16 protein-coding genes and 1 pseudogene are annotated in these 20,424 nt (G+C 70.3%); 11 read left to right on the forward strand and 6 right to left on the reverse strand.

All coding sequences use genetic code 11. The annotated features are described in order from the left end of the window. Positions 1 to 47 precede the first annotated feature (47 nt). The 8 genes and pseudogenes from H0487_RS02755 (at position 48) to H0487_RS02790 (ending at position 11,259) form a co-directional block, all read left to right on the forward strand. Positions 48 to 1,439: an Ig-like domain-containing protein gene (locus H0487_RS02755; protein WP_446685556.1), complete on the forward strand. Its 1,392-nt coding sequence runs from the start codon at positions 48 to 50 to the stop codon at positions 1,437 to 1,439. Between the two features lie 35 nt (positions 1,440 to 1,474). Further along, positions 1,475 to 4,915 carry a beta strand repeat-containing protein gene (locus H0487_RS02760; RefSeq protein ID WP_183092703.1) on the forward strand — a complete coding sequence of 1,147 codons (3,441 nt, stop codon included), beginning with the start codon at positions 1,475 to 1,477 and terminating at the stop codon, positions 4,913 to 4,915. Positions 4,916 to 5,175: 260 nt separating this feature from the next. Beyond that, a pseudogene (locus H0487_RS24440) lies at positions 5,176 to 5,409 on the forward strand (calcium-binding protein); the annotation flags it as partial. 133 nt (positions 5,410 to 5,542) lie between these two features. Continuing rightward, complete coding sequence (locus H0487_RS02770) at positions 5,543 to 9,142, forward strand: beta strand repeat-containing protein (protein WP_183092704.1); 3,600 nt, start codon at positions 5,543 to 5,545, stop codon at positions 9,140 to 9,142. A gap of 66 nt (positions 9,143 to 9,208) precedes the next feature. Continuing rightward, entirely contained in the window at positions 9,209 to 9,709 is a 501-nt protein-coding gene (locus tag H0487_RS02775) for a phage tail protein (RefSeq protein WP_183092705.1), read from the forward strand. 12 nt (positions 9,710 to 9,721) lie between these two features. Further along, complete coding sequence (locus tag H0487_RS02780) at positions 9,722 to 10,240, forward strand: phage tail protein (RefSeq protein ID WP_183092706.1); 519 nt, start codon at positions 9,722 to 9,724, stop codon at positions 10,238 to 10,240. 13 nt (positions 10,241 to 10,253) lie between these two features. After that, a complete protein-coding gene (locus H0487_RS02785; protein WP_183092707.1) occupies positions 10,254 to 10,775 on the forward strand; it encodes a phage tail protein in 522 nt (173 codons plus the stop codon). Between the two features lie 4 nt (positions 10,776 to 10,779). Continuing rightward, positions 10,780 to 11,259 carry a GNAT family N-acetyltransferase gene (locus H0487_RS02790; RefSeq protein ID WP_183092708.1) on the forward strand — a complete coding sequence of 160 codons (480 nt, stop codon included), beginning with the start codon at positions 10,780 to 10,782 and terminating at the stop codon, positions 11,257 to 11,259. Positions 11,260 to 11,279: 20 nt separating this feature from the next. On the opposite strand, the gene H0487_RS02795 is transcribed toward H0487_RS02790, so the two are convergent. Next, positions 11,280 to 11,594: a DUF6916 family protein gene (locus tag H0487_RS02795; RefSeq protein ID WP_183092709.1), complete on the reverse strand. Its 315-nt coding sequence runs from the start codon at positions 11,592 to 11,594 to the stop codon at positions 11,280 to 11,282. Between the two features lie 35 nt (positions 11,595 to 11,629). Between H0487_RS02795 and H0487_RS02800 the strand changes: the two genes are divergently transcribed. Next, positions 11,630 to 12,055, forward strand: coding sequence for a DUF6916 family protein (locus tag H0487_RS02800; protein ID WP_183092710.1), 426 nt, complete (start codon positions 11,630 to 11,632; stop codon positions 12,053 to 12,055). Positions 12,056 to 12,067: 12 nt separating this feature from the next. On the opposite strand, the gene H0487_RS02805 is transcribed toward H0487_RS02800, so the two are convergent. Continuing rightward, complete coding sequence (locus H0487_RS02805; RefSeq protein ID WP_220793020.1) at positions 12,068 to 14,263, reverse strand: molybdopterin-containing oxidoreductase family protein; 2,196 nt, start codon at positions 14,261 to 14,263, stop codon at positions 12,068 to 12,070. Between the two features lie 106 nt (positions 14,264 to 14,369). Between H0487_RS02805 and H0487_RS24140 the strand changes: the two genes are divergently transcribed. Continuing rightward, positions 14,370 to 15,164, forward strand: coding sequence for a siderophore-interacting protein (locus H0487_RS24140; RefSeq protein WP_183092711.1), 795 nt, complete (start codon positions 14,370 to 14,372; stop codon positions 15,162 to 15,164). A gap of 30 nt (positions 15,165 to 15,194) precedes the next feature. Beyond that, positions 15,195 to 16,226 carry a GTPase Era gene (gene era, locus H0487_RS02815; RefSeq protein ID WP_376766662.1) on the forward strand — a complete coding sequence of 344 codons (1,032 nt, stop codon included), beginning with the start codon at positions 15,195 to 15,197 and terminating at the stop codon, positions 16,224 to 16,226. A gap of 131 nt (positions 16,227 to 16,357) precedes the next feature. Here era and H0487_RS24145 read toward each other — a convergent pair whose 3' ends face one another. Genes H0487_RS24145 through H0487_RS02835 form a run of 4 tightly spaced genes read right to left on the reverse strand, consistent with a single transcriptional unit; the run spans position 16,358 to position 20,394 of the window. Beyond that, complete coding sequence (locus H0487_RS24145; RefSeq protein ID WP_183092712.1) at positions 16,358 to 17,215, reverse strand: septum formation family protein; 858 nt, start codon at positions 17,213 to 17,215, stop codon at positions 16,358 to 16,360. Then, complete coding sequence (locus H0487_RS02825; RefSeq protein ID WP_183092713.1) at positions 17,208 to 18,011, reverse strand: septum formation family protein; 804 nt, start codon at positions 18,009 to 18,011, stop codon at positions 17,208 to 17,210. The genes H0487_RS24145 and H0487_RS02825 overlap by 8 nt, the downstream gene beginning before the upstream one ends. Before the next feature lie 39 nt (positions 18,012 to 18,050). After that, positions 18,051 to 18,551: an NAD(P)H-dependent oxidoreductase gene (locus H0487_RS02830; RefSeq protein ID WP_183092714.1), complete on the reverse strand. Its 501-nt coding sequence runs from the start codon at positions 18,549 to 18,551 to the stop codon at positions 18,051 to 18,053. 22 nt (positions 18,552 to 18,573) lie between these two features. Further along, complete coding sequence (locus H0487_RS02835) at positions 18,574 to 20,394, reverse strand: ELWxxDGT repeat protein (RefSeq protein WP_183092715.1); 1,821 nt, start codon at positions 20,392 to 20,394, stop codon at positions 18,574 to 18,576. Positions 20,395 to 20,424 lie beyond the last annotated feature (30 nt).

Here is a 20,424-nt window from a genome sequence, read left to right on the forward strand (position 1 = left end):
GCTTCGTCGACGACGCCACCTGCGGCGCCGGCACCGACCGCGCCAACATGAACCCGATCGACACGGTGAACGCCGACTGCGAGACCCGCCGCGACCAGGACCAGGACGACCCGGTCGGCGTCGACGACGCCGTCACCGTGGCCGAGGACGACGCTTCCGAGCAGATCGACGTCCTGGCCAACGACACCGACGCCGACGGCGGTCCGCGCGAGGTGCTGATCGTCAGCCAGCCGGCCAACGGCTCGGTGATCATCACCAACAGCGGCGCCGACGTCACCTACTCGCCCGACAAGGACTACTGCAACGACGGCGTGACGACCGACGACTTCACCTACACCCTGGCGCCCGGGGGCGACTCCGCGACCGTCGCGGTCACCGTCACCTGTGTCGCCGACGACCCCCGCGCGATCGACGACGCGGACACGGTGGCCGAGGACGCCGCCGCGACCACCGTCGACGTGCTCGCCAACGACGAGGACCCGGACAGCGCGGGCCTGTCGATCGCCTCGGTCACCCAGCCGACCGACGGCACCGTCGTGATCACCAACGCCGGCGCGGACCTGACCTACGAGCCGGACGACGACTACTGCAACGACGGCACGACCACCGACGACTTCACCTACACGCTCGCGGCCGGTGGCGACACCGCGACCNACCCGGTCGCGGTGGACGACACCGCCACGGTCGCCGAGGACGCCGCCCCCACGACCATCGACGTGCTGGCCGACGACACCGATGCCGATGGCGGTCCGCGCTCCGTCGCGTCGGTCACCCAGCCTGCGAACGGCACCGTCGTCATCATCAACGGCGGCGCTGGCCTGACCTACGAGCCGGACGCCGACGCGTGCAACGACGCGGCGCCCACCGACGACTTCACCTACACGCTCGCGCCAGGCGGGGCCACCGGCACGGTCGAGGTCACGGTCACCTGCGTCGACGACGCCCCGGTCGCGGTCGACGACACGAAGACGTTGGCCGAGGACGACCCGGCCACGACGATCGACGTGCTCGCCAACGACACCGACGTCGAGGGCGACGCGCGCTCGGTCGCGTCGGTGACCCAGCCGACGAACGGCACCGTCGTGATCACCAACGCCGGCGCGGACCTGACCTACGAGCCGGACGACGACTACTGCAACGACGGCACGACCACCGACGACTTCACCTACACGCTCGCGGCCGGTGGCGACACCGCGACCGTCGAGATGACCGTGACCTGTGCGAACGACGATCCCGTCGCCGTCGACGACACGGAGACGGTCGCGGAGGACGACCCGGCCGCGACCATCGACGTGCTCGCCAACGACACCGACGCCGAGAGCGACGCCTTCACGGTCACGTCCGTCACCCAGCCGACCAACGGCACCGTGGCGNCGTCACCTCTGTCACCCAGCCGACCAACGGCACCGTCGCGATCACCAACGCCGGGGCGGACCTGACCTACGAGCCGGATGCCGACTACTGCAACGACGGCGTGACGACCGACGACTTCACCTACACCCTGGCTCCGGGGGGTGCCGCGGCGTCGGTCGCGGTCACGGTCACGTGTGTCGACGACGAGTCCGTCGCGGTCGACGACACGGCGTCCGTGGCCGAGGACTCCTCGGCGACGACGATCGACGTGCTCGGCAACGACACCGACGTGGAGAGCGACGTGCGCTCGGTCGCGTCGGTGACGCAGCCGACGAACGGCACGGTGGTCATCGCCAACGCCGGCGCGGACCTGACCTATGAGCCGGACGCGGACTACTGCAACGACGGCGTGACGACCGACGACTTCACCTACACCCTCGGCTCGGGCGACACCGCCGAGGTGAAGGTCACCGTCACCTGCGTCAACGACGCCCCGACCGCCGACGACGAGTCGTTCACCGGGGCCAGCGCGGCGGTCGGCAACACGGTGCTCGTGGTCGACGACGCCACCGACGCCGCCCCGAGCGAGACCGGGCCCCACAAGACGGTCTCCGGCGACCTGCTCGCGGGTGACACCGACCCCGAGGGCGACAGCCTGTCGATCACGGCCGAGACCGTCACCAGCGCCGACGGCGGCAGCGCGGTCATCGAGGCCGACGGTGACTTCGTGTTCACCCCGGCCCCCGGCTGCACCGACACCACCGACACCTTCGACTACGAGCTGTCCGACGGTACCGACACCGACACCGGCACCGTGACGATCGACCTGTCCGGCTGCGTCTGGTACGTCCGCAACAACGCGACCGCCGGCGGGGGCGGCGTTTCCAACGCGCCGTTCGACACGCTGCTCGAGGCGCAGGACGCCTCGAGCAGCGGTGACACGATCTATGTCTACCAGGGCGACACGACGTCGAACGGGTACGACACCGGCATCACCCTGAAGGCCAACCAGGCCCTCCTCGGCGAGCTCGTGGACCTCGTCATCGGCAGCGACACCTTGGCGACGGGGTTCGTGAACGCTCGGCCACGCCTCACCAACACCGATGCCGACGTGATCACCCTCGACGACAACAACACCGTGCGTGGAGTACTGGTCAACCCGACCGGGTCCGGTGGCGGCATCGCCGGAGGTACTGGTGACGTGGGTGGCACGATCACCGACGTCCGGATCGCCGACCTCAGCAGCGCCGGGACCCAACCGGGTCTCGAGCTCGACGGAACCAGCGGCTTGTGGACGTTCGCCGACTTCCTGCTCGAGAACACGACCGCGACCGGCGCCACCTCCGGCTCGGTCGGGATTCGCCTCAACAACGCAGGCACCGTCACCTTCGCGGACACCGGCGCCATCACGCTCAACATCAAGGGCGCCAAGGCGCTCGACCTCACTGGTACCAGTCTGCTCAACAGCGTCTTCGACGCGGTCAGGGTAACCGGCTCCGCGACGGGCGGCGTCTCTGCCACGAACGCTGGCGGTTCCGTGGTGGTCGACGAACTATCGATCGCCACCACCGGCGGGACCGGATTGTCGCTCATCAACGCACCCGGGTGGTCGATCCCGAATGCCGACGACGCCACGGGCGACACCGTCGTCACGGTCTCCTCCGCGGCCGGACCCGCTGTCGACCTGCAGTCGACGTCCGGCTTCTTCTGGCTCGACACGCTGTCGTCGACGAACAGCGCGACCGACGGGGTGAACATCGACGGCATGAGCACCGGGACATTCCTGGTGGGTGGCGGCACGATCAGCGGAGCCTCGGGGATCGCCTTCGACGTGAACGCGGGGAGCGGCGACATCACCTACCAGGGCGCGATCGGTAATGGCACCGGAGCCTCGATCGAGGTGACCGGTCGCACCGGTGGCACGGTGAGCCTCACCGGCCAGGTTTCCGACAGCGCCGACAACGGCGGTGGTATCAACCTCGCCAACAACACGGGTGGCCTCACCCAGCTCCTCGGCGCCTCGTCCACGATCCAAGCCGGAACCGGCAAGGCCGTGTCGATGACCAACAGCGACGGGCACACCCTGCGGCTCGCCGGCGGCGACCTGACCTTGAGCACGACGACGGGCACCGCTCTCGAAGCGTCCTCGAGCGGCACGATCGTCGTCACAGGAAGCAGCAACACGGCGAGCGCGGCGGGTGGCGTGACCCTCCGCGTGCTGGGCACTGACATCGGTGCCGACGACCTGATCTTCGAGTCCTTGCACGCCGCCGGCGGCGGCGTCCAGGTCCACTTGTGGGGCACCGGTGACCTCGGCAGCCTGATCGTGACCGGCGCCGGAGGCACCTGCACCCATCTGGACACGTCCGGCTGTTCCGGCGGCACCCTGACCGACGGCGCGATGGGCATGGAGCTGGAGGACACGCTCGCTCCCTCGCTCACCAGGATGTGGTTCCACGACCAGAGCTTCACTGCGATCACTGCCATCTCGCCTCGCGGCTTCAGCCTCGCCCACAGCGTCCTGGACGGCGTGCTCGGCACGACGGCTGACAATCAGCAGGGGGGCGTACGTGTCTACAACGCGTCGGGCACCGTGTCCGTGCGCGACACCTCCATCCTCGGCGGCACGCACAACGGCTTGTTCGTCTCGCAGACGGGAACAGGACCGGTGGCGACCACGATCGACGACGTGGTGTTCGGGATCGGAACCTCGTCTCCTAGTGGCGGTGCGCTCGGCCTGAGCAACAGCGCCTCCGGTCCGTGGACGGCGCAGGTGACGGACAGCAGCTTCGACAGCGGAGCCATGTTGATGTTAGACGGCGGGACCGGCGGAGCCGACGTGGAAGTGACACAGAACTCTTTCGCCGGTGGCTTCCGCTTGTGGGACTCGGCGACCGGGTCGGCCACGTCGTATGAGGTCTCCGACAACAGCGTCACCGGTTCCGCGGGCCACGGGGCCTACATTCTCGACACCGGCGCTGCAGCCCAGACCGGCACGTTCGCAAACAACACGATCGACGCCCAAGGCCCGTCGGCGGCCATCGCTGGCGACGGGATCAGGTTCACGACCAGCAGTGTGAGCACGGCGACGACGTGGGCCTTTACCTCGAACCAGGTCCGCGACTATCAGGGCAACGGCATCCATGTCGAGTCGAACGGCACGTCGTCCCGTGACCTCACCCTGACCGGCAACACCATCGAAGGCCCCGCCACGACTGCATCCCCGCCGCAGTACGCCGTGCGGATGCGGTGGGGGACCGGGGCGGGCGGCGACTCCTTGACCGCCTGCGTCAACCTCAGCAACAACGTCGTCCACCTCGGAGGTGACGCCGACGGCAGCAGCGGCTCCGTCGTACCCGGGGACACCGACCTCCGGATCAGCCAGGAGGGGGCGACCACCGTCAGATTGCCGGGCTACACCGGGGGCAACACGGCAATTGCCTCCGTCCAGTCCTTCCTCAACGCCAACAACTCGGCGGGGACGACCTCGCTTGCCTCGGTCAGCGGAACCGGGGGCGGTTTCGTCGGCGGGGCGGGGTGCGCGACGCCCCCGGTGCCGTGACGGTTCGGAACTAGTCCGTTGTGACCAAATTTCGGCCGATTCTGCCGCGGGCGGGACCTGGTGCTGGCAGAGTCCCAACTCGGGGGCTGTTCGTCCTGCGCCAGCGATGGTGAAGGGCCCAAGTTTTTCGGGAGTTGTCGGTGAGCATTGTGAGTGCGTCGAGGACTGGTTCGTTCGCCCTGGCCGTGGTGGCGGCCCTGCTGCTCCCGGCGAGCCCGCCGACGGCTGCGGCGCTCCCGAACCCCGATGCCAAGTGCACCGTGTACGGCACCGACGGGCCGGACACGCTGACCGGGACGGCCGGGGAGGACGTCATCTGCGGCCGCGGAGGCGACGACACGATCAACGGTCTCGGCGGCGAGGACCTGATCCGCGCCGGCGGCGGAGCCGACACCGTGAACGGCGGGCCGGGCGGCGACCGGATCCTCGGTGGCGCCGGTGACGACGAGCTCACCGGCAGCGACGGCGACGACCGGATCCTCGGTGAGGGCGGCGCCGACCTCCTCAACGGCTCCAACAACGCCGACACCCTCCGCGGCGGCCCGGGCACCGACGACCTCCGCGGCGGCTCCGGCCTCGACGACCTCAGCGGNGGTCACGTCCGTCACCCAGCCGACCAACGGCACCGTGGCGATCACCAACGCCGGTGCGGACCTGACGTACGAGCCGGACGCCGACTACTGCAACGACGGCGTGACGACCGACGACTTCACCTACACCCTGGCCCCGGGCGGCGGCACCGCCACCGTGACGGTCACCGTCACCTGCGTGACCGACGGTCAGGTGGCCGTCGACGACACCAAGACGGTCGACGAGGACGACCCGGCCACCACCATCGACGTGCTCGGCAACGACTCCGACCCGGAGAGCGCCGGCCTGACCGTCGCCTCGGTGACTCAGCCGACCAACGGCACGGTGGCGATCACCAACGCCGGTGCGGACCTGACGTACGAGCCGGACGCCGACTACTGCAACGACGGCGTGACGACCGACGACTTCACCTACACCCTCGGCTCGGGCGACACGGCCGAGGTGAAGGTCACCGTCACCTGCGTCAACGACGCCCCGGTCGCCGACGACGAGTCGTTCACCGGAGCCAGTGCGGCGGTGGGCAACACGGTCCTGGTCGTCGACGACGCCACCGACGCCGCGCCGAGCGAGGCCGGGCCGCACAAGACGGTCTCGGGCGACCTGCTCGCCGGCGACACCGACCCCGAGGGCGACACGCTGACGGTCACCGCCGAGACGGTCACCAGCACCGACGGCGGCAGCGCGGTCATCGAGGCCGACGGCGACTTCGTGTTCACGCCGGCCCCCGGCTGCACCGACACCACCGACACGTTCGACTACGAGCTGTCCGACGGCACCGACACCGACGCCGGCACCGTGACGATCGACCTGTCCGGCTGTGTCTGGTACGTCAACAACAGCACGACGGGGAGCGACACCGGGGTGTCGAACGCGCCGTTCAACACCCTGGTGGAGGCACAGAACGCGTCGAGCGTCGGCAACACGATCTACGTCTACGACGGCGACGACACGACGACCGGCTACGCAGCCGGCATCACGCTCAAGGCCAACCAGCGCCTCCTCGGCGAGCTGGCCGACCTGGTGATCGGCTCCGACACGCTGGCGACGGGGGTCGCCGGGAAGCGGCCGACGCTCACCAACACCGGCGCCGACGTGGTCACCCTCGACGACAACAACACCGTCCAGGGGATCGAGGTCGACCCGAGCGGAGCCGGTGGCGGCATCGCCGGTGGCACCGGCGACGTGGGCGGCACCATCGCCGACGTCCGGATCATCGACACCGGCACGGCCGGCACCCAACCGTCCCTCGAGCTGGACGGCACGAGCAGCCTGTGGACCATCAGCGACCTGACGGTCAACAGCACCGGCGCGACCGGCGTCCGGCTCAACAACGCGGGCACGGTGACCTTCGTCGACACCGGCACGATCATCGTGGCCACGACCGGCGCGAAGGTGCTCGACCTCAACCAGACCTCCCTCGTCAACTCCGTCATCGACGGGGCGATCGTGACCGGCTCCAGCACGGGCGGGATCCAGGCCACGAACGCCAGCGGCTCGATGACGCTCGGAGCCGTGAACCTCACCTCCTCCGGTGGCACGGCCCTCGCGCTGACCAGCTCGACCGGTTGGTCGGTGCCCAACATCGGGTCCGCGACCGCGCAGATCCTGGCCACTGCGGGCCCTGCGGTCGACGTACAGTCGTCCGACGCGACGTTGAGCTTCGACTACATCACCTCGACCAACAGCACGGGCGACGGGATCAACCTCGATGGGCTCGGCGCCGGCACCTTCACCACGACCGACGGCTTGATCAGCGGCGCGGCCGGGATCGCGTTCGACGTCAACGGCGGCAACGGTGCCATCACCTACCCCGGCATCATCAACAACGGCACCGGCGACACCGTGGAGGTCACCGGTCGCACCGGGGGCACGGTGAGCTTCACCGGTGCTGTGTCCGACACCAACGACGCCGGCGGCGGCATCAACCTCAACGCCAACACCGGTGGGACCACGCAGTTCACCGCGAGCTCGGTCGGCATCCAGACGACGACGACCAACGCGGTCTCGATGACCGCCAGCGACGGTCACACGCTCCAGTTCACGGGTGGCAGCCTGTATCTCACGGCGACCACCGGACGAGCGCTCAACGCCAACGCGAGCGGGACGCTCGCGGTGACCGGGACCAACAACCAGGCGTCGACGACCGGCGGTCGCGTGATCAGCATCGTGACCACCGACATCGGCGCTGCCGACGTCACGTTCCAGACGGTCGGCGTCCAGGCCGGCACCGGGACCAACGGCATCGTGCTCGACACCACCGGCAGCCTGGGCAGCCTGGTGGTGACCGGTGCCGGCGGCCAGCCCTGCTCGATCGCCGACCCGAGTGGATGCAACGGCGGCAGCATCGAGCAGCTGACCGGTGCGGACGACGCCACCTCGGTCCCGACCGGCACGGCGATCGTCCTCAAGGACACGACCGGCCCGTCGTTCGCCGACATGTCGCTCCGGCAGAACTACAACTTCGGCATCCGGGCGACGAACGTCGTGGGCCTGACCCTCGACAACGTGCTGGTCTCCGAGAGCGGGATCAACCAGAGCGGAGTCGGCTCGATCGACTCCAACATCTACGCCACCAACCTGACCGGGTCCGTCTCCATCGCCAACAGCGAGATCACCGGCGGCTCCCAGAACAACCTCTGGGTCCAGAACAGCGCCGGGTCGCTGGACCGGATCACCCTCGACGCCAACACCTTCGGCACGAACAGCAACCAGGTGCCGGCGGAGGACTCGATCCACCTCGAGACCGAGAACACCGCGGGTGCTCTCAAGGCGACGATCACCAACAACTCGGTCAACGGTGCCGGCGGCGACATGGTCCAGTTCCTGCACAACGGCGCCGGGGTGGGCGACCTGGACCTCAGCTACAACGTGCTCGACAACCAGCACCTGCCCGCCGCCATCGCCAGCGGGGGCGGCGGCGTGACGATCTTCAGCGGCGGAGCGATGGCGGCGACCACGACGATGACGATCAGCAACAACGACATCCTCGGTGCCGACGGCAACGGTGTGCTGATCGTCAAGGGGTCGGGGCCGTCGACGCAGACGGGCACTTTCACCAACAACGGCGTCGGGTCGACGACTGTCAACGACTCCGGCTCGATCAACGGAGCCGCTCTCAAGCTGTGGTCGCTCGGCCAGGGCACGATGGCGTGGACGGTCGACGGCAACACGATCAGCGAGTACGGCCTCAGCGGCATCGAGGTCCAGGCCGGCGACGTTCCCGGACAGTCCGGCAGCGTCGACATGACGATCACCAACAACACGATCGACCACATCGGGACCGGGACCGGGATCGCGATCTTCGGCATCCGGCTCAACGCCGGCACCGGGGCCGGCGACTCCTACCAGGTCTGCGCGGACATCCAGGACAACGCGGTCAACACCAGTGGCGACGCCGACGGCGCGGCGCCTGCCGTCGCGGGCGACGACGACCTCCGGCTGCGGCAGCGGTTCCTGACGACGGTCCGGCTCCCTGGCTACGCCGGTGCCAACAACGACGACTTCGCGGTCGAGACCTTCGTCAACGGCAACAACAACAGCCCCGCCGGGACGTCGTCGTTCGTCAGCAACAACGTCGCGGGTGGTGGCGGCGGCTACGTGGGCGGAGCCGCCTGCTCGACCCCGGTGGTGCCCTGATGACCGAACCACGAGAGGTCTTGACAGGCTCGACCCCCGGACCGATCCCGAACCAAAGGAGCCGACATGTCTGAACCGTTCCTCGGCGAGATCAAGCTCATGGCGTTCAACTTCCCGCCGAAGGGCTGGGCGCTGTGCAACGGGCAGTTCCTGCCGATCAACCAGAACCAAGGACTGTTCTCGGTCCTCGGGACGACGTACGGCGGCAACGGGGTGACCACGTTCGCGCTGCCCAACCTGCGCGGCCGGGTGCCGCTCCACTTCGGGGCGGGCTACACGTTGGGTGAGGCGGCCGGATCGACCTCGGTGACGATCAACGCCCAGACGATGCCGACCCACACCCACCAGGTCAACGCCTCGACCCTCGCGACCGGGGGAGCGGCGATCCCCACCGGGCGCTACCTGGGCGGGAGCAACAACGTCTATCGCACCGACACGCCGACGACGACGATGAACCCGGCGACGGTGTCGAGCGTCGGGGGCAGCCAGCCGCACAACAACATGGCGCCTTACCTGGTGCTCAACTTCTGCATCGCCCTCCAGGGCATCTTTCCGAGCCAGAACTGAGGAGGGGACGACATGGCGCCGTACATCGGCGAGATCCGGATGTTCGCCGGCAACTTCCCGCCCGCGGGGTGGGCGTTCTGCGAGGGACAGACCCTGCCCATCGCGGAGAACGAGGTGCTGTTCCAGCTGATCGGCACCACCTACGGCGGCGACGGCGAGGAGACGTTCAACCTCCCCAACCTCGCCAGCCGGTTCCCGATCCACATGGGCACCGGGCCGGACGGCACGACCTACCAGCTCGGGGAGATGGCGGGCACCGAGCAGGAGACGCTCAGCGTCCAGCAGATCCCCAACCACAGCCACCCGTTCGGCGTCGTCGCCGACACCCCGGGCAACGTTGTCGACCCGACCGGCGCCCTGCCGGCGATCTCGCTCAACGTGGTTCCCTACATCGCCGACGCCACCTCGGCGAACTTCCACGCGAGCGCGGTGGGCAGCGCAGGCGGGAGCCAGCCGCACGAGAACATGCAGCCCTACCTCTGCATCAACTTCATCATCTCCATGTTCGGCGTCTTCCCGAGCCAGACCTGAGAGCAGGAGCGACATGTCAGACCAGTTCGTGGCCGAGATCCGGATCTTCGCCGGCAACTTCCCGCCCACCGGGTGGGCCTTCTGCAACGGGCAGCTGATGCCGATCTCGCAGAACACCGCCCTGTTCTCCTTGCTCGGCACGACGTACGGCGGCGACGGCAAGTCGACCTTCGCGCTGCCGGACCTGCAGGGGATGGCGCCGATGCAGCCGGGGCAGGGGGCGGGGCTGAGCCTGCGCGACCTCGGCGAGACATCAGGGGCGTCGTCGATCACCCTCCTCGAGAGCGAGATGCCGGTGCACTCCCACGTGCTGTCGGCCAACGCCGTCGACCCGGGCGACCGGGCGACGCCGGGGACCGACACGGTCTTCGCGCCGTCCTCGGGGGGCAAGATCTACCAGTCCACGAGCAACACGACGCTGCACCCGCTGGCTCTCACGCTTGCGGGCGGCAGCCTGCCGCACAACAACATGCAGCCCTATCTCACGCTCAACTTCATCATCGCCCTCCAGGGCATCTTCCCGCAGCGGCCGTGACCCGATGACCGTGAGCACCGTGCAGCCGAGCCTGCGGCCCGTGACCGAGGCCGACGAGTCCTTCCTCGTCGCGCTCTACGGCTCGACGCGCGCCGACCTCGCGCTCCTCCCGCTGGACCCGGAGCAGCACGACGTCCTCGTCCGGATGCAGTACCGCGCCCAGGACCAGCACTACCGGGAGCAGCACCCCGGTGCTTCCTTCGAGGTCGTCGAGGTCGACGGCGCTCCGGTCGGGCGGCTGTACGTCGACCGGACCGACCGCGACCTCCGGGTCGTCGACATCAGCCTGCTGCCCGAGGTGCGGGGGCGGGGGATGGGCACCGCGCTGCTGCGTCGGGTCCAGGACGAGGCTGCGGCCTCCGGTCGCAGCGTCAGCCTGCACGTCGCGTCGGACAACCCGGCCGCCGCGCTCTATGCCCGGCTCGGGTTCCGACCGGTCGCCGACCTGGGCGCCTACCGTCGGCTCGAGTGGAGCGCGCCGTGACCACCGCGTCGGTGATCCGCCTAGGCGAAGACCGCCTCGTAGCGGGGACCGTCGGTGTCCGGGCCCAGCGGCACGAGGAACAGGGCCAGGTCGTTGATCGCGTCGTGGTCCAGCTCCCAGGTGCCCTGGCTCAGCTGCGGGTCGGTCGGCCCGCGGAAGACCAGCGAGAACTGGCGTCGCTCGGTGCCGTCCGGCCCCGCGCCGCCGGCCACCTCCCCGCCGGTGACGCTGCTCAGCACGAGCGTGAGACCCACCGCGTCCGGGTGCACCACCCGGAACTCCTCGCCGACCCGGTCGGCGAAGTCGTCGTACGTGAAGAACCCGGTCTCGGCCACCGCCAGAGCCTAGTCGGCACCGCCAGGAGGAACCCATGACCGACGTCTCCCGCCGCAGCCTGATCGGAGCCGGGGCCGCCGGCGTCGCGCTCGGCACCGCAGGGATCTCCGTCCCCGTCGGCACGGTCCTCGCCGCCCCGGCCCAGGCCGCACCGTCGTACACGACGGCCGAGCAGCTCTACACGCGGCCGCGGTTCAAGGCGCTGCAGGGCAAGTACCTCGGCCTCTCGGGCGGCGCCTTCAAGGGCCTCCCCTTCCGGATCGTCGCGGTCGACGACCTCGACGGCGCGGATGCCGGGTCCGAGACGGCGTTCCGGCTGCGGTTCACCACCAAGACCCCTGGCCCGAAGCAGGGGACCTACACCCTGCGTCGCAAGGACTGGACGACCACGTCGCTCTTCATCGTCCCCACCGACGACACGCGACGCGCCTACACCGCGGTCGTCAACAGCGGGTCCTGACCTGCCCGACGGTCAGACCGCAGGGACGGCCGCCTCGATGCGCACCGGTACGGCGTTGAGGTGCGCCATGCCCGAGGCCCGCTCGAGGTCGCTCGGGTCGCTCGGCAGGATCTCGTTGATGTTGGCGCCGCCCGCGGCGTTCGCGATCTGCCAGCCGGCGCCGCGGTGGCCCCAGCCGTGCGGGACCGCGATGCAGCCCTGGACGACCTCGTCGGTCACCCGCGCAGGGATCTCGACCGACCCCTTCACCGTGGTGACCCGCACCGGGTCGCCGTCGGTGAGACCGATCTCGGCGGCGTCCTTGGGGTGGACCATCGCGTACTGGCGGCGCTCGGGGTCCCGGTGCTTCGGGGTGTTGTGCATCCAGGAGTTGTGGGAGCGCACGTCGCGGCGACCGATGAGGAGGAGCGGGTAGTCCTCGTCGGGCCCGGGGCTGGCCAGCAGCCGGTCGAGCTCGCTCTCGATGACGGCGCCGTCCAGGCGGACCTTCCGGCCCTTGTGGAAGACGCGCCGGGGGAGCATCCCGGTCTCGAGGTGCTCGGCCAGCACGATGCCGCGGGGGTTGGCCCTCAGCTTCTTCAACGACAGGCCGCCGCGGCGCAGGCCGAAGAGGTCGCCGTCGCGGCCGGTGCGGATGAGCAGGTCGACGAGCAGCGCCGGCGTCAGCCGGCCGGCGACCGGTCGGGCCAGCCTGAGGGCGGTCCTGCCGAGGCCGCCGTGCCCGACGAGCTTGGTGACCGGCGCGCTCATCGGAGCGAAGCCCAGCTCCTTGCCGAGCAGGTCGACGATCTCCCAGTCGGGCTTCGCCTCGCCGGCCGGCTCGACCACGGCGTCGGTCCACTGCACGAATGGCTTGAGGTGCAGGTCGAGCGCCGCGAGCACCAGGTCGTCCCGCTCGTAGAAGGTGGCCGCGGGGAGGACGTAGTCCGCGGTCCGGTGGGTCTCGTTGACGTAGAAGTCGATGCCGACCTGGAGGTCGAGGCTGCTCAGCGCGCGCTCGAGGTCGTTGCTCCCCGGGACCGAGAGGAGCGGGTTGCCGGCCGACACGACGAGTGCCTTCAGTTGGCCCTTGCCGGGCGTCTCGATCTCGGGAGCCATCAACGGCGCGGGCATCTGGCCGAGCACCTCGGGCAGGTCGCCGACCCGCGAGCGGTACGAGTCGTAGGTGGCGGCGCCGGCCAGGTGCGCGAGCCGGGTGAAGTCGACGGTGCCGCGGCCGAACAGCACGCCGCCCTCGCGGTCGAGGTTGCCGGTGACGACGTTGAGCACGTCGATGAGGACGTTGACCAGGGTCGCGTAGCGGCCGAGGCAGGCGCCGGTACGGCCGTGCGCGGCTGCCGACGGCGCGCCGGCGAAGGCGCGGGCCAGGGTCCGGATCTCCTCCGCCGGGACGCCGCAGCGCTCCTCGGCGCTCTCCGGAGAGACCTGCTCCGCCGCGCGCCGGATCGGGCCGATACCGGTGGCCTGCTTCGCGATCGCAACGTCGTCGGCCAGGCCCTCCTCGAAGATCACGTGGAGCATCGCGAGCAGCAGCCAGGCGTCGCCGTCGGGCCGGACACCGACGTGCTCGAACGCCCGGGCGGTCTCGGTGCGGCGCGGGTCGACGACGACCACGCGGCCGCCACGCGCCGTGATCTCGGTGAACCGCTCGCGCAGGTTGCCCGCGCTCACCAGGCTGCCGCGAGAGACGAGGGGGTTGGTGCCGACGAGGAGGGCGAAGTCGGTGCGCTCGAGGTCGGGGACCGGGATGACGACCGGGCTGCCGTAGAGAAGCGCCGACGCGGTGAACCGGCTCGAGGTGTCCTGGGTGTTCGGCGTGTAGAGGTGCCGTGAACCGAGGGCGCGGACGAAGGCGCTGAGCCAGAACGCGTGGGAGTGGCTGAACGCGGTCGGGTTGCCGCCGTACCAGCCGATCGACTCGCCGCCGTGGCGTTCCCGGACGGCCCGAAGGCGGGTGCCGATCTCGCTGATCGCGGTCTCCCAGGAGATCTGCTCGAAGGTCCCGTCGGGGCGACGACGCAGCGGGTGGAGCACGCGGTCGGGGTCGTTCTGGACGTGCACGAACTCCAGGCCCTTGGGGCAGGAGAAGCCGGTGGTGATCGGGTGCTGCTTGTCGGGGCGGAGCTGGACCAATCGGCCGTCCTCGACAGTGGCGACCATGCCGCAGGTCGGTTCGCAGATCCGGCAGAACGTCGCGTGCTCACTCACCCGTCGCACACTAGACCGGATCCTGGGCCCTCGCGAGAGATCCAATGGCAATTCCTATCGCGCTCTCGACTGCGGGGTTCGGGACGAGGATCGCTAGCCTGAGCCGGTGAGCACCCGGGCCGAGCAGTACGTCGCCGAGGTCCTCCGTCGCGAACAGCTCTCGCCGCACCTGGTCCGGCTCACCCTGGGCGGCCCCGGGCTGGCGGGCTTCACCTCCACCGGCATCGCCGACGAGTGGGTGGGGCTGGTCGTCCCGGGCCAGTTCCAGAGCCGCTACTACACGGTGCGCTCCTGGGACGGGGCCGCGCTGGTGATCGACGTGGTCGTCCACGACGTCGGCCTGGTCACCGAGTGGGCCGGCGGCGACTGCGTGGGTGACCAGGTGACGATCACCGAGCCCAGGGGCTCCTTCGCCATGCCGGACGACGCGGCCTGGCTGCTGCTCGTCGGCGACATCACGGCGCTGCCGGCGATGGCGCGGATCGCCGAGACCCACGGCGCCGCCGTCCCGACCCGGATCTGGGTCGAGACCCCCGACCGGCCCGAGGAGTTCGACGGCTACCTGCCGGCACACCCGGGCACGACCTGGCTGACGCTGCCCCACGACGGCGCGAGCCGGCTCGCCGCGATGGTCGAGACCATCGAGTGGCCCGCGGGCGACGGCTACTTCTGGATGGCGGGGGAGTCCGCGCAGATGCGCGCGATCCGCAAGTTCCTCATGCGCGACCGCAAGCTCCCCTCGACCGCCTACGACGTGATGGGCTACTGGCGCTCGGTCGCCGCCCGTCAGCCGCGCCAGGTCGACCCCGGCCCGATCTGGCGCGCCGGCAAGGCCGCCGGCAAGACCGACGAGCAGATCTGGGCCGACTACGACCAGGCCCGGGAACAGGTGGAGCAATGACCGACGAGTTGCCAGGGTTGAGGGGTCGAAGTGCCAGGGTTTGAGGACGACGAGCACCACGAGGACCTCGACGAGGACTTCGACGAGGACTTCGACGAGGACTTCGGGGCGCTGCCCCCTCCGGCGCCGGCGGTGTTCGCCGACGCCGAGGGCTTCCGCAGCGGGTTCGCCTGTTTCGTGGGCCGCCCCAACGCCGGCAAGTCGACGCTGACGAACGCGGTCGTCGGCCAGAAGATCGTCATCACCTCCGACAAGCCACAGACCACCCGGACCGTGGTGCGTGGCATCGTGCACCGGGCCGACGGCCAGCTCGTCCTCGTGGACACCCCCGGTCTCCACAAGCCGCGCACCCTGCTCGGCGAGCGGCTCAACGACCTGGTCAAGGCGACCTGGTCCGAGGTCGACGTGGTCGCCGTCTGCTTCCCGTGCGACGAGAAGATCGGCCCGGGCGACACGTTCATCGTCAACGAGCTCGCCAAGATCCGTCGTACGACGAAGATCGCGATCGCGACCAAGACCGACCTCGCTACCCCCGAGCGGATCGCCGAGCACCTGCTCGACATCTCCGTGCTCGGGGCGGAGACCGGCACCGAGTGGGCCGAGATCGTGCCGGTGTCGTCGGTGGGCGGCGACCAGGTCGACCTCCTCGCCCAGCTGCTCGTCGCACTGATGCCCGAGGGGCCCGCGCTCTATCCCGACGGCGACCTCACCGACGCGCCCGAGGAGATCCTTGCCGCCGAGCTGATCCGCGAGGCCGCGCTCGACGGCGTCCGCGACGAGCTCCCGCACTCGATCGCCGTCGTTGTCGAGGAGATGGGACTGCGCGAGGGCCGCGACGAGGACCGGCCGCTGCTCGACATCTACGCGAACCTGTACGTCGAGCGTGACTCCCAGAAGGGCATCGTGATCGGCAAGAAGGGCGCCCGCCTGCGCGAGGTCGGCACCGTCGCGCGCAAGCAGATCGAGTCACTCCTCGGCACGCCGGTCTATCTCGACCTCAAGGTCAAGGTCGCCAAGGACTGGCAGCGCGACCCCCGTCAGCTCCGCAAGCTCGGCTTCTGACGGCCCGAGTCGAATCCGTACCTACCTGAGTCGAATCCGTACCTACCGGGGAGAAGTCAGGATTCGACCGAGGAAGGTCGGGATTCGACGCAGGAAGGTCGGGATTCGACGCAGGAAGGTCGGGATTCGGGTTAGTCGGGGGCCCAGCAGAGACCGTAGGTCTGGCCCATCGCCCACTGCTCCTTGGTGGGGTACTCGTAGCCCCACTCGTAGTCGAGCGGGTCGTCGGCGACGTCGAGTCCGGCGTCCTCGCACGGCCCTTCGAGCCGGTCGCGGGCGGCCTCGGCGCCGGGATAGGTCTTCGTGTCGTACGCGACCACCGACACCGCGCGCCAGGCGTGCTCGGCCCCGCAGATCACCCGCTCGAACTTCTCGGTGTCGGGGGCGGCCGTGCCGCACATCGCGTAGCGCTCGCGGAGGACAGGCTTGTCGAGGGCGCCCTCGAGCGAGCCCTCCGGCTCGGCCAGCGACTCGTCGCCCGACACGACGACGACGTCGCAGCGGTACCAGTCGGCGCCCCTGTCGGACTGGGCCAGCGACGGGGTGAACCAGACCGGGCGGAACATGGTGAGCCGCTGGTCCTCCAGGTCGCCGCCGAGGAAGTCGGGCAGCGCCGCGGGGCAGGTCTCGGCGACCTGGGCCTGCACCCGGTCCGAGTCGACCGCGAGCAGGTGGCCGTCGACGACCGTGTCGAGGACGCCGACGGCGTACGTCTCGGAGGTGTGGGCGTCCTTGCAGGCCGTCGGCCCCACGCGCGTTGTGAACGAGAGCGCCTGACGGAAGGTGAGGGCGTAGCAGTTCCCGTCCTCCGGCCCGGCGGGCGGCGGTGCCGCGGTCGGCGGGGGAGTGGGCGCCGTCGTCGTCGGCGCGGTGGGGGCGGGCTCGTCCTCGGTCGGCTCGTCGTCGGAGCAGCCCGCCACCGCGATCAACGCGACCGCGGCGACGACGTACGACGTCGCGCGTCGAGCGGCGAGGGAACGCCTAGTCACTCGTCTTCGCCCAGCACACCGAGCGCCGGTTGCCTGCCTGCCACTCGGCCTCGTGGAAGTGGGTGTAGGCGTACTCGAAGCGGGCGGGGTAGTTGAGCCACGCCTTGATCGAGTTGGCGCAGAAGGCCTTCGTGCGACTCGCGACGACCTCGTCGCCGGGGTACTTGTCCTCGGGCTCGCCGAGCTTGATCGTCGTCGCGGCCCGCCACGTGTGGGGCTGTGCGCACGGGACCTTCTCGCCGTCGGCAACCGTGGCCCCGGCCGCGCAGATCAGCCAGCGGTCGTCGGGCCGGCCGAGCAGGAGGCCCTGGGCGGTCTCGGGGAGCGGGCGGTACTCCTCGCTCGTCGCGTTGCCGCCGATGACGTCGCAGCGGTACCAGCGCGCGCCGTCGTCCCAGGCGTTCTCGGAGGGCCGGAACCAGGCCCAGCTCACGATCGTGCGGAGCACGAGGCTCTCGTCGCCGCCGAGGAACTTCTCGAACTTCTGGGTGCAGGTCTTGTAGGCGAACTCGCCGACCGACTCGTCCTGGTAGTCGGCGTCCTCGAACTCGTCGGGCAGGGTGCCCGCGGCGTACGTCTCGGCGGTGTGCTTGTCGGCGCAGTCGACGGTGCGGGTCGCGTTGGCCGACTGGCCCACGTCCTCGGGGGTGAGGTTGCGGCACACGCCGACGTCGGGGACGGCCGTGGAGTCGACCTGGTCGGGGTCGACGTTGTCGCCTCGCTTCTCGGTGCCGCACCCGCCGAGCGCCAGCACCGCGAGGAGGGCGGCCGCGCCGAAGGTGCGCGCGTGCGTCATCGCCGTCCCCCTCTTCGTCAGGTCTCCGAGCCGCTCGTGTCAGCCGCTCAGCAGTGCCGCGATCGTAGCGCCCAGGTCGTACGCCGCCTCCTCGTGCCGGGGCGTCACCTCGCCCAGGACCTCGAGCACGTCGAAGGACTGCTTCCACCCGAGTGCCCCGACGATCGACTGCACTGCCCGTACCCCGCCCGTCAGGTCGTAGCGCCCGTGCAGCCACAACCCGTACGGCCGCCCGTGGGTCGCCCCCACTGCGCCACTGGACTCGCCCGCCGACCCGCTCGGGTCCAGCGCCCCGCCGACCGCCAGGAACGTCGTGTCGAAGAAGTGCTTGAGCGCCCCGCTCATGTAGCCGAAGTTCACCGGCGAGCCGAGCAGGTAGCCGTCGGCGCCGAGGACGTCGTCCGCAGTCGCCTCCAGCGCCGGCCGTACGACGACCTCGACCCCCTCGATCGCGTCGTCCTGCGTCCCGCTCAGCACCGCGTCCAGCAGCGCCTGTGTGGACCGCGTGGGCGAGTGGTGGACGACGAGCAGGCGGGCCATGCCGCTCACGCTAGTCGGCAGGTCAGGGCACGTTGAGGATCGTGTCGTCGCGATCGTGCTCGGCCGTGTCGCGGCCGCGGCCGCCGTCGGCGCGGTCGTTGCTACGGACCCGGTCGCGCACGTCGAGCGCGTCGGCACCGCGGCCGCCCCAGACGCGGTCGCTGCCCCCGCCTGCGTCGACGGTGTCGTCGCCGCCGGCGCCGCAGATGATGTCGTTGCCGCCGCGTCCTCGGATCCGGTCGGCGCGGCTGCTGCCGGCGATGACGTCGACACCGCGGGTCCCGGTGATCCTGCCGGAGCCCTCGATCGTGGCGACCACGTCGTTGCAGGTCCGCCCCGCGGGGTCCGTGACGACCACCCACAGGGACTTGCCGTCGCCCTGGGACCTCGCGGTCAGGAACGGCGCACCGCCGAGGTCGACGATGTCGAAGGGGAAGGAGCTGCCGCGGCCGGGGTTCAGGTCGCTGACGAGCGCGGTGCCGGCTGCCGTGCCGTCCGAGCGCCACAGCTCCCGGCCGTGCGTGCCGTCGCTGATCGAGAACCACAGCGAGCCGCCGACCGTGGTCAGCCCGATCGCGGACGACAGCACGTCGGCGTCCTCGTCGGGGTCGATGTCGCTCACGAGGGTGGTCCCGTCCGCGGTGCCGTCCGAGCGCCAGAGCTCGCGGCCGTGCGTACTGTCGACGGCGGTGAAGAACAGGGTGTCGCCCACGGCGAGGAGCTGGTCGGGGTCGGCGTCGTGGGGGAAGTTGTAAGGCTCGCCAGAGTCGCCGGGGTGGATGTCCTTGACCAGCGCGGTGCCGCCCTCGGTGCCGTCGGAGACCCAGAGCTCCCGACCGTTCACGTTGTCCCTGGCGTTGAAGAACACCGTGCCGTCGACGACCGTCAGCCGGTTCGGGGAGCTCCCGAGCGGGGTGCCGTAGTAGCTGTCGTAGCCCGTGCGCAGGTCCGCGACCATGGCCGTGCCGGCCTCGGTGCCGTCCGAGGTCCAGAGCTCGCGGCCGTGGATGCCGTCGTCGGCGGAGAAGAACAGGGCGTCGTCCACGGCGGTGAGAGCGAGCGGTTCGGACGTCGACTCGTCGTACGGGTCCTGGTTGACGTCCGCGACCAGCACGGTGCCTGCCTCGGTCCCGTCGGTCTTCCACAGCTCTCGTCCGTGCTCGCCGTCGTCGGCGGAGAAGAACAGGACGCTGCCGACCGCGGTCAATCCCGCCGGAGCGCTGCTCCCGGTGGGGTTGATGTCAGCCACGACCTCGGTGCCTGCCTCGGTCCCGTCCGTCGTCCACAGCTCGACGCCCTGACCCGGGCTCGGCGCGGTGAAGAACACCTGGTCGTCCACGACCGCGAGTCGCGGGGGACCGATGCGGCTGAAGGAGTCGGCCGTTCCGGGGCTGATGTCCTTGACCATGGCGGTGCCTGCGGCGGTTCCGTCCGACCTCCACAGCTCCCGGCCGTGGACGCCGTCGAAGGCCGTGAAGTAGACGAGCCCGGCGTGCTGGCCGAGGAGGTCCGGACGACTCTCGCCGTGGCCGTCGAACGGGTCGCCGGGGCCGGGATTGATGTCGGCGACGAGCGTCGTACCGCCGGGTGTGCCGTCGGACCTCCACAGCTCGCGACCGTGGGCGGCGTCGCTGGCGCCGAAGTAGACCGTGTCGCCGACCACGGTGAGGTCCTCGATGTGGCCGAGGGTGGCGACGTAGGCGAGCGCTGCGTCCTGCCCCGCGGCTGGTGCGGCGGTGCTCGGTGGTGCGACGCCGAACGCCGCCGCGGACAGGGCGGCCGTGGTCGCTGCCGCGGGTCGCACCACGCGCCGGACGTGCGGGGAGCGACGCTTCTTCGCCATGGACCGGAACGCTAGCCGCGGCGGCGCCGG

The organism is Nocardioides stalactiti (genome assembly GCF_014180715.1).
GTDB classification, from domain to species: Bacteria; Actinomycetota; Actinomycetes; order Propionibacteriales; family Nocardioidaceae; genus Nocardioides; species Nocardioides stalactiti.

What these genes read in the sequence shown, in the direction of transcription:
- H0487_RS02835 (WP_183092715.1), bottom strand. Translation starts at nt 20,394, where the DNA reads ATGGCGAAGAAGCGTCGCTCCCCGCACGTCCGGCGCGTGGTGCGACCC.
- H0487_RS02775 (WP_183092705.1), top strand. Translation starts at nt 9,209, where the DNA reads ATGTCTGAACCGTTCCTCGGCGAGATCAAGCTCATGGCGTTCAACTTC.
- H0487_RS02785 (WP_183092707.1), top strand. Translation starts at nt 10,254, where the DNA reads ATGTCAGACCAGTTCGTGGCCGAGATCCGGATCTTCGCCGGCAACTTC.
- H0487_RS02830 (WP_183092714.1), bottom strand. Translation starts at nt 18,551, where the DNA reads ATGGCCCGCCTGCTCGTCGTCCACCACTCGCCCACGCGGTCCACACAG.
- H0487_RS02800 (WP_183092710.1), top strand. Translation starts at nt 11,630, where the DNA reads ATGACCGACGTCTCCCGCCGCAGCCTGATCGGAGCCGGGGCCGCCGGC.
- H0487_RS02780 (WP_183092706.1), top strand. Translation starts at nt 9,722, where the DNA reads ATGGCGCCGTACATCGGCGAGATCCGGATGTTCGCCGGCAACTTCCCG.
- H0487_RS02825 (WP_183092713.1), bottom strand. Translation starts at nt 18,011, where the DNA reads ATGACGCACGCGCGCACCTTCGGCGCGGCCGCCCTCCTCGCGGTGCTG.
- H0487_RS02790 (WP_183092708.1), top strand. Translation starts at nt 10,780, where the DNA reads ATGACCGTGAGCACCGTGCAGCCGAGCCTGCGGCCCGTGACCGAGGCC.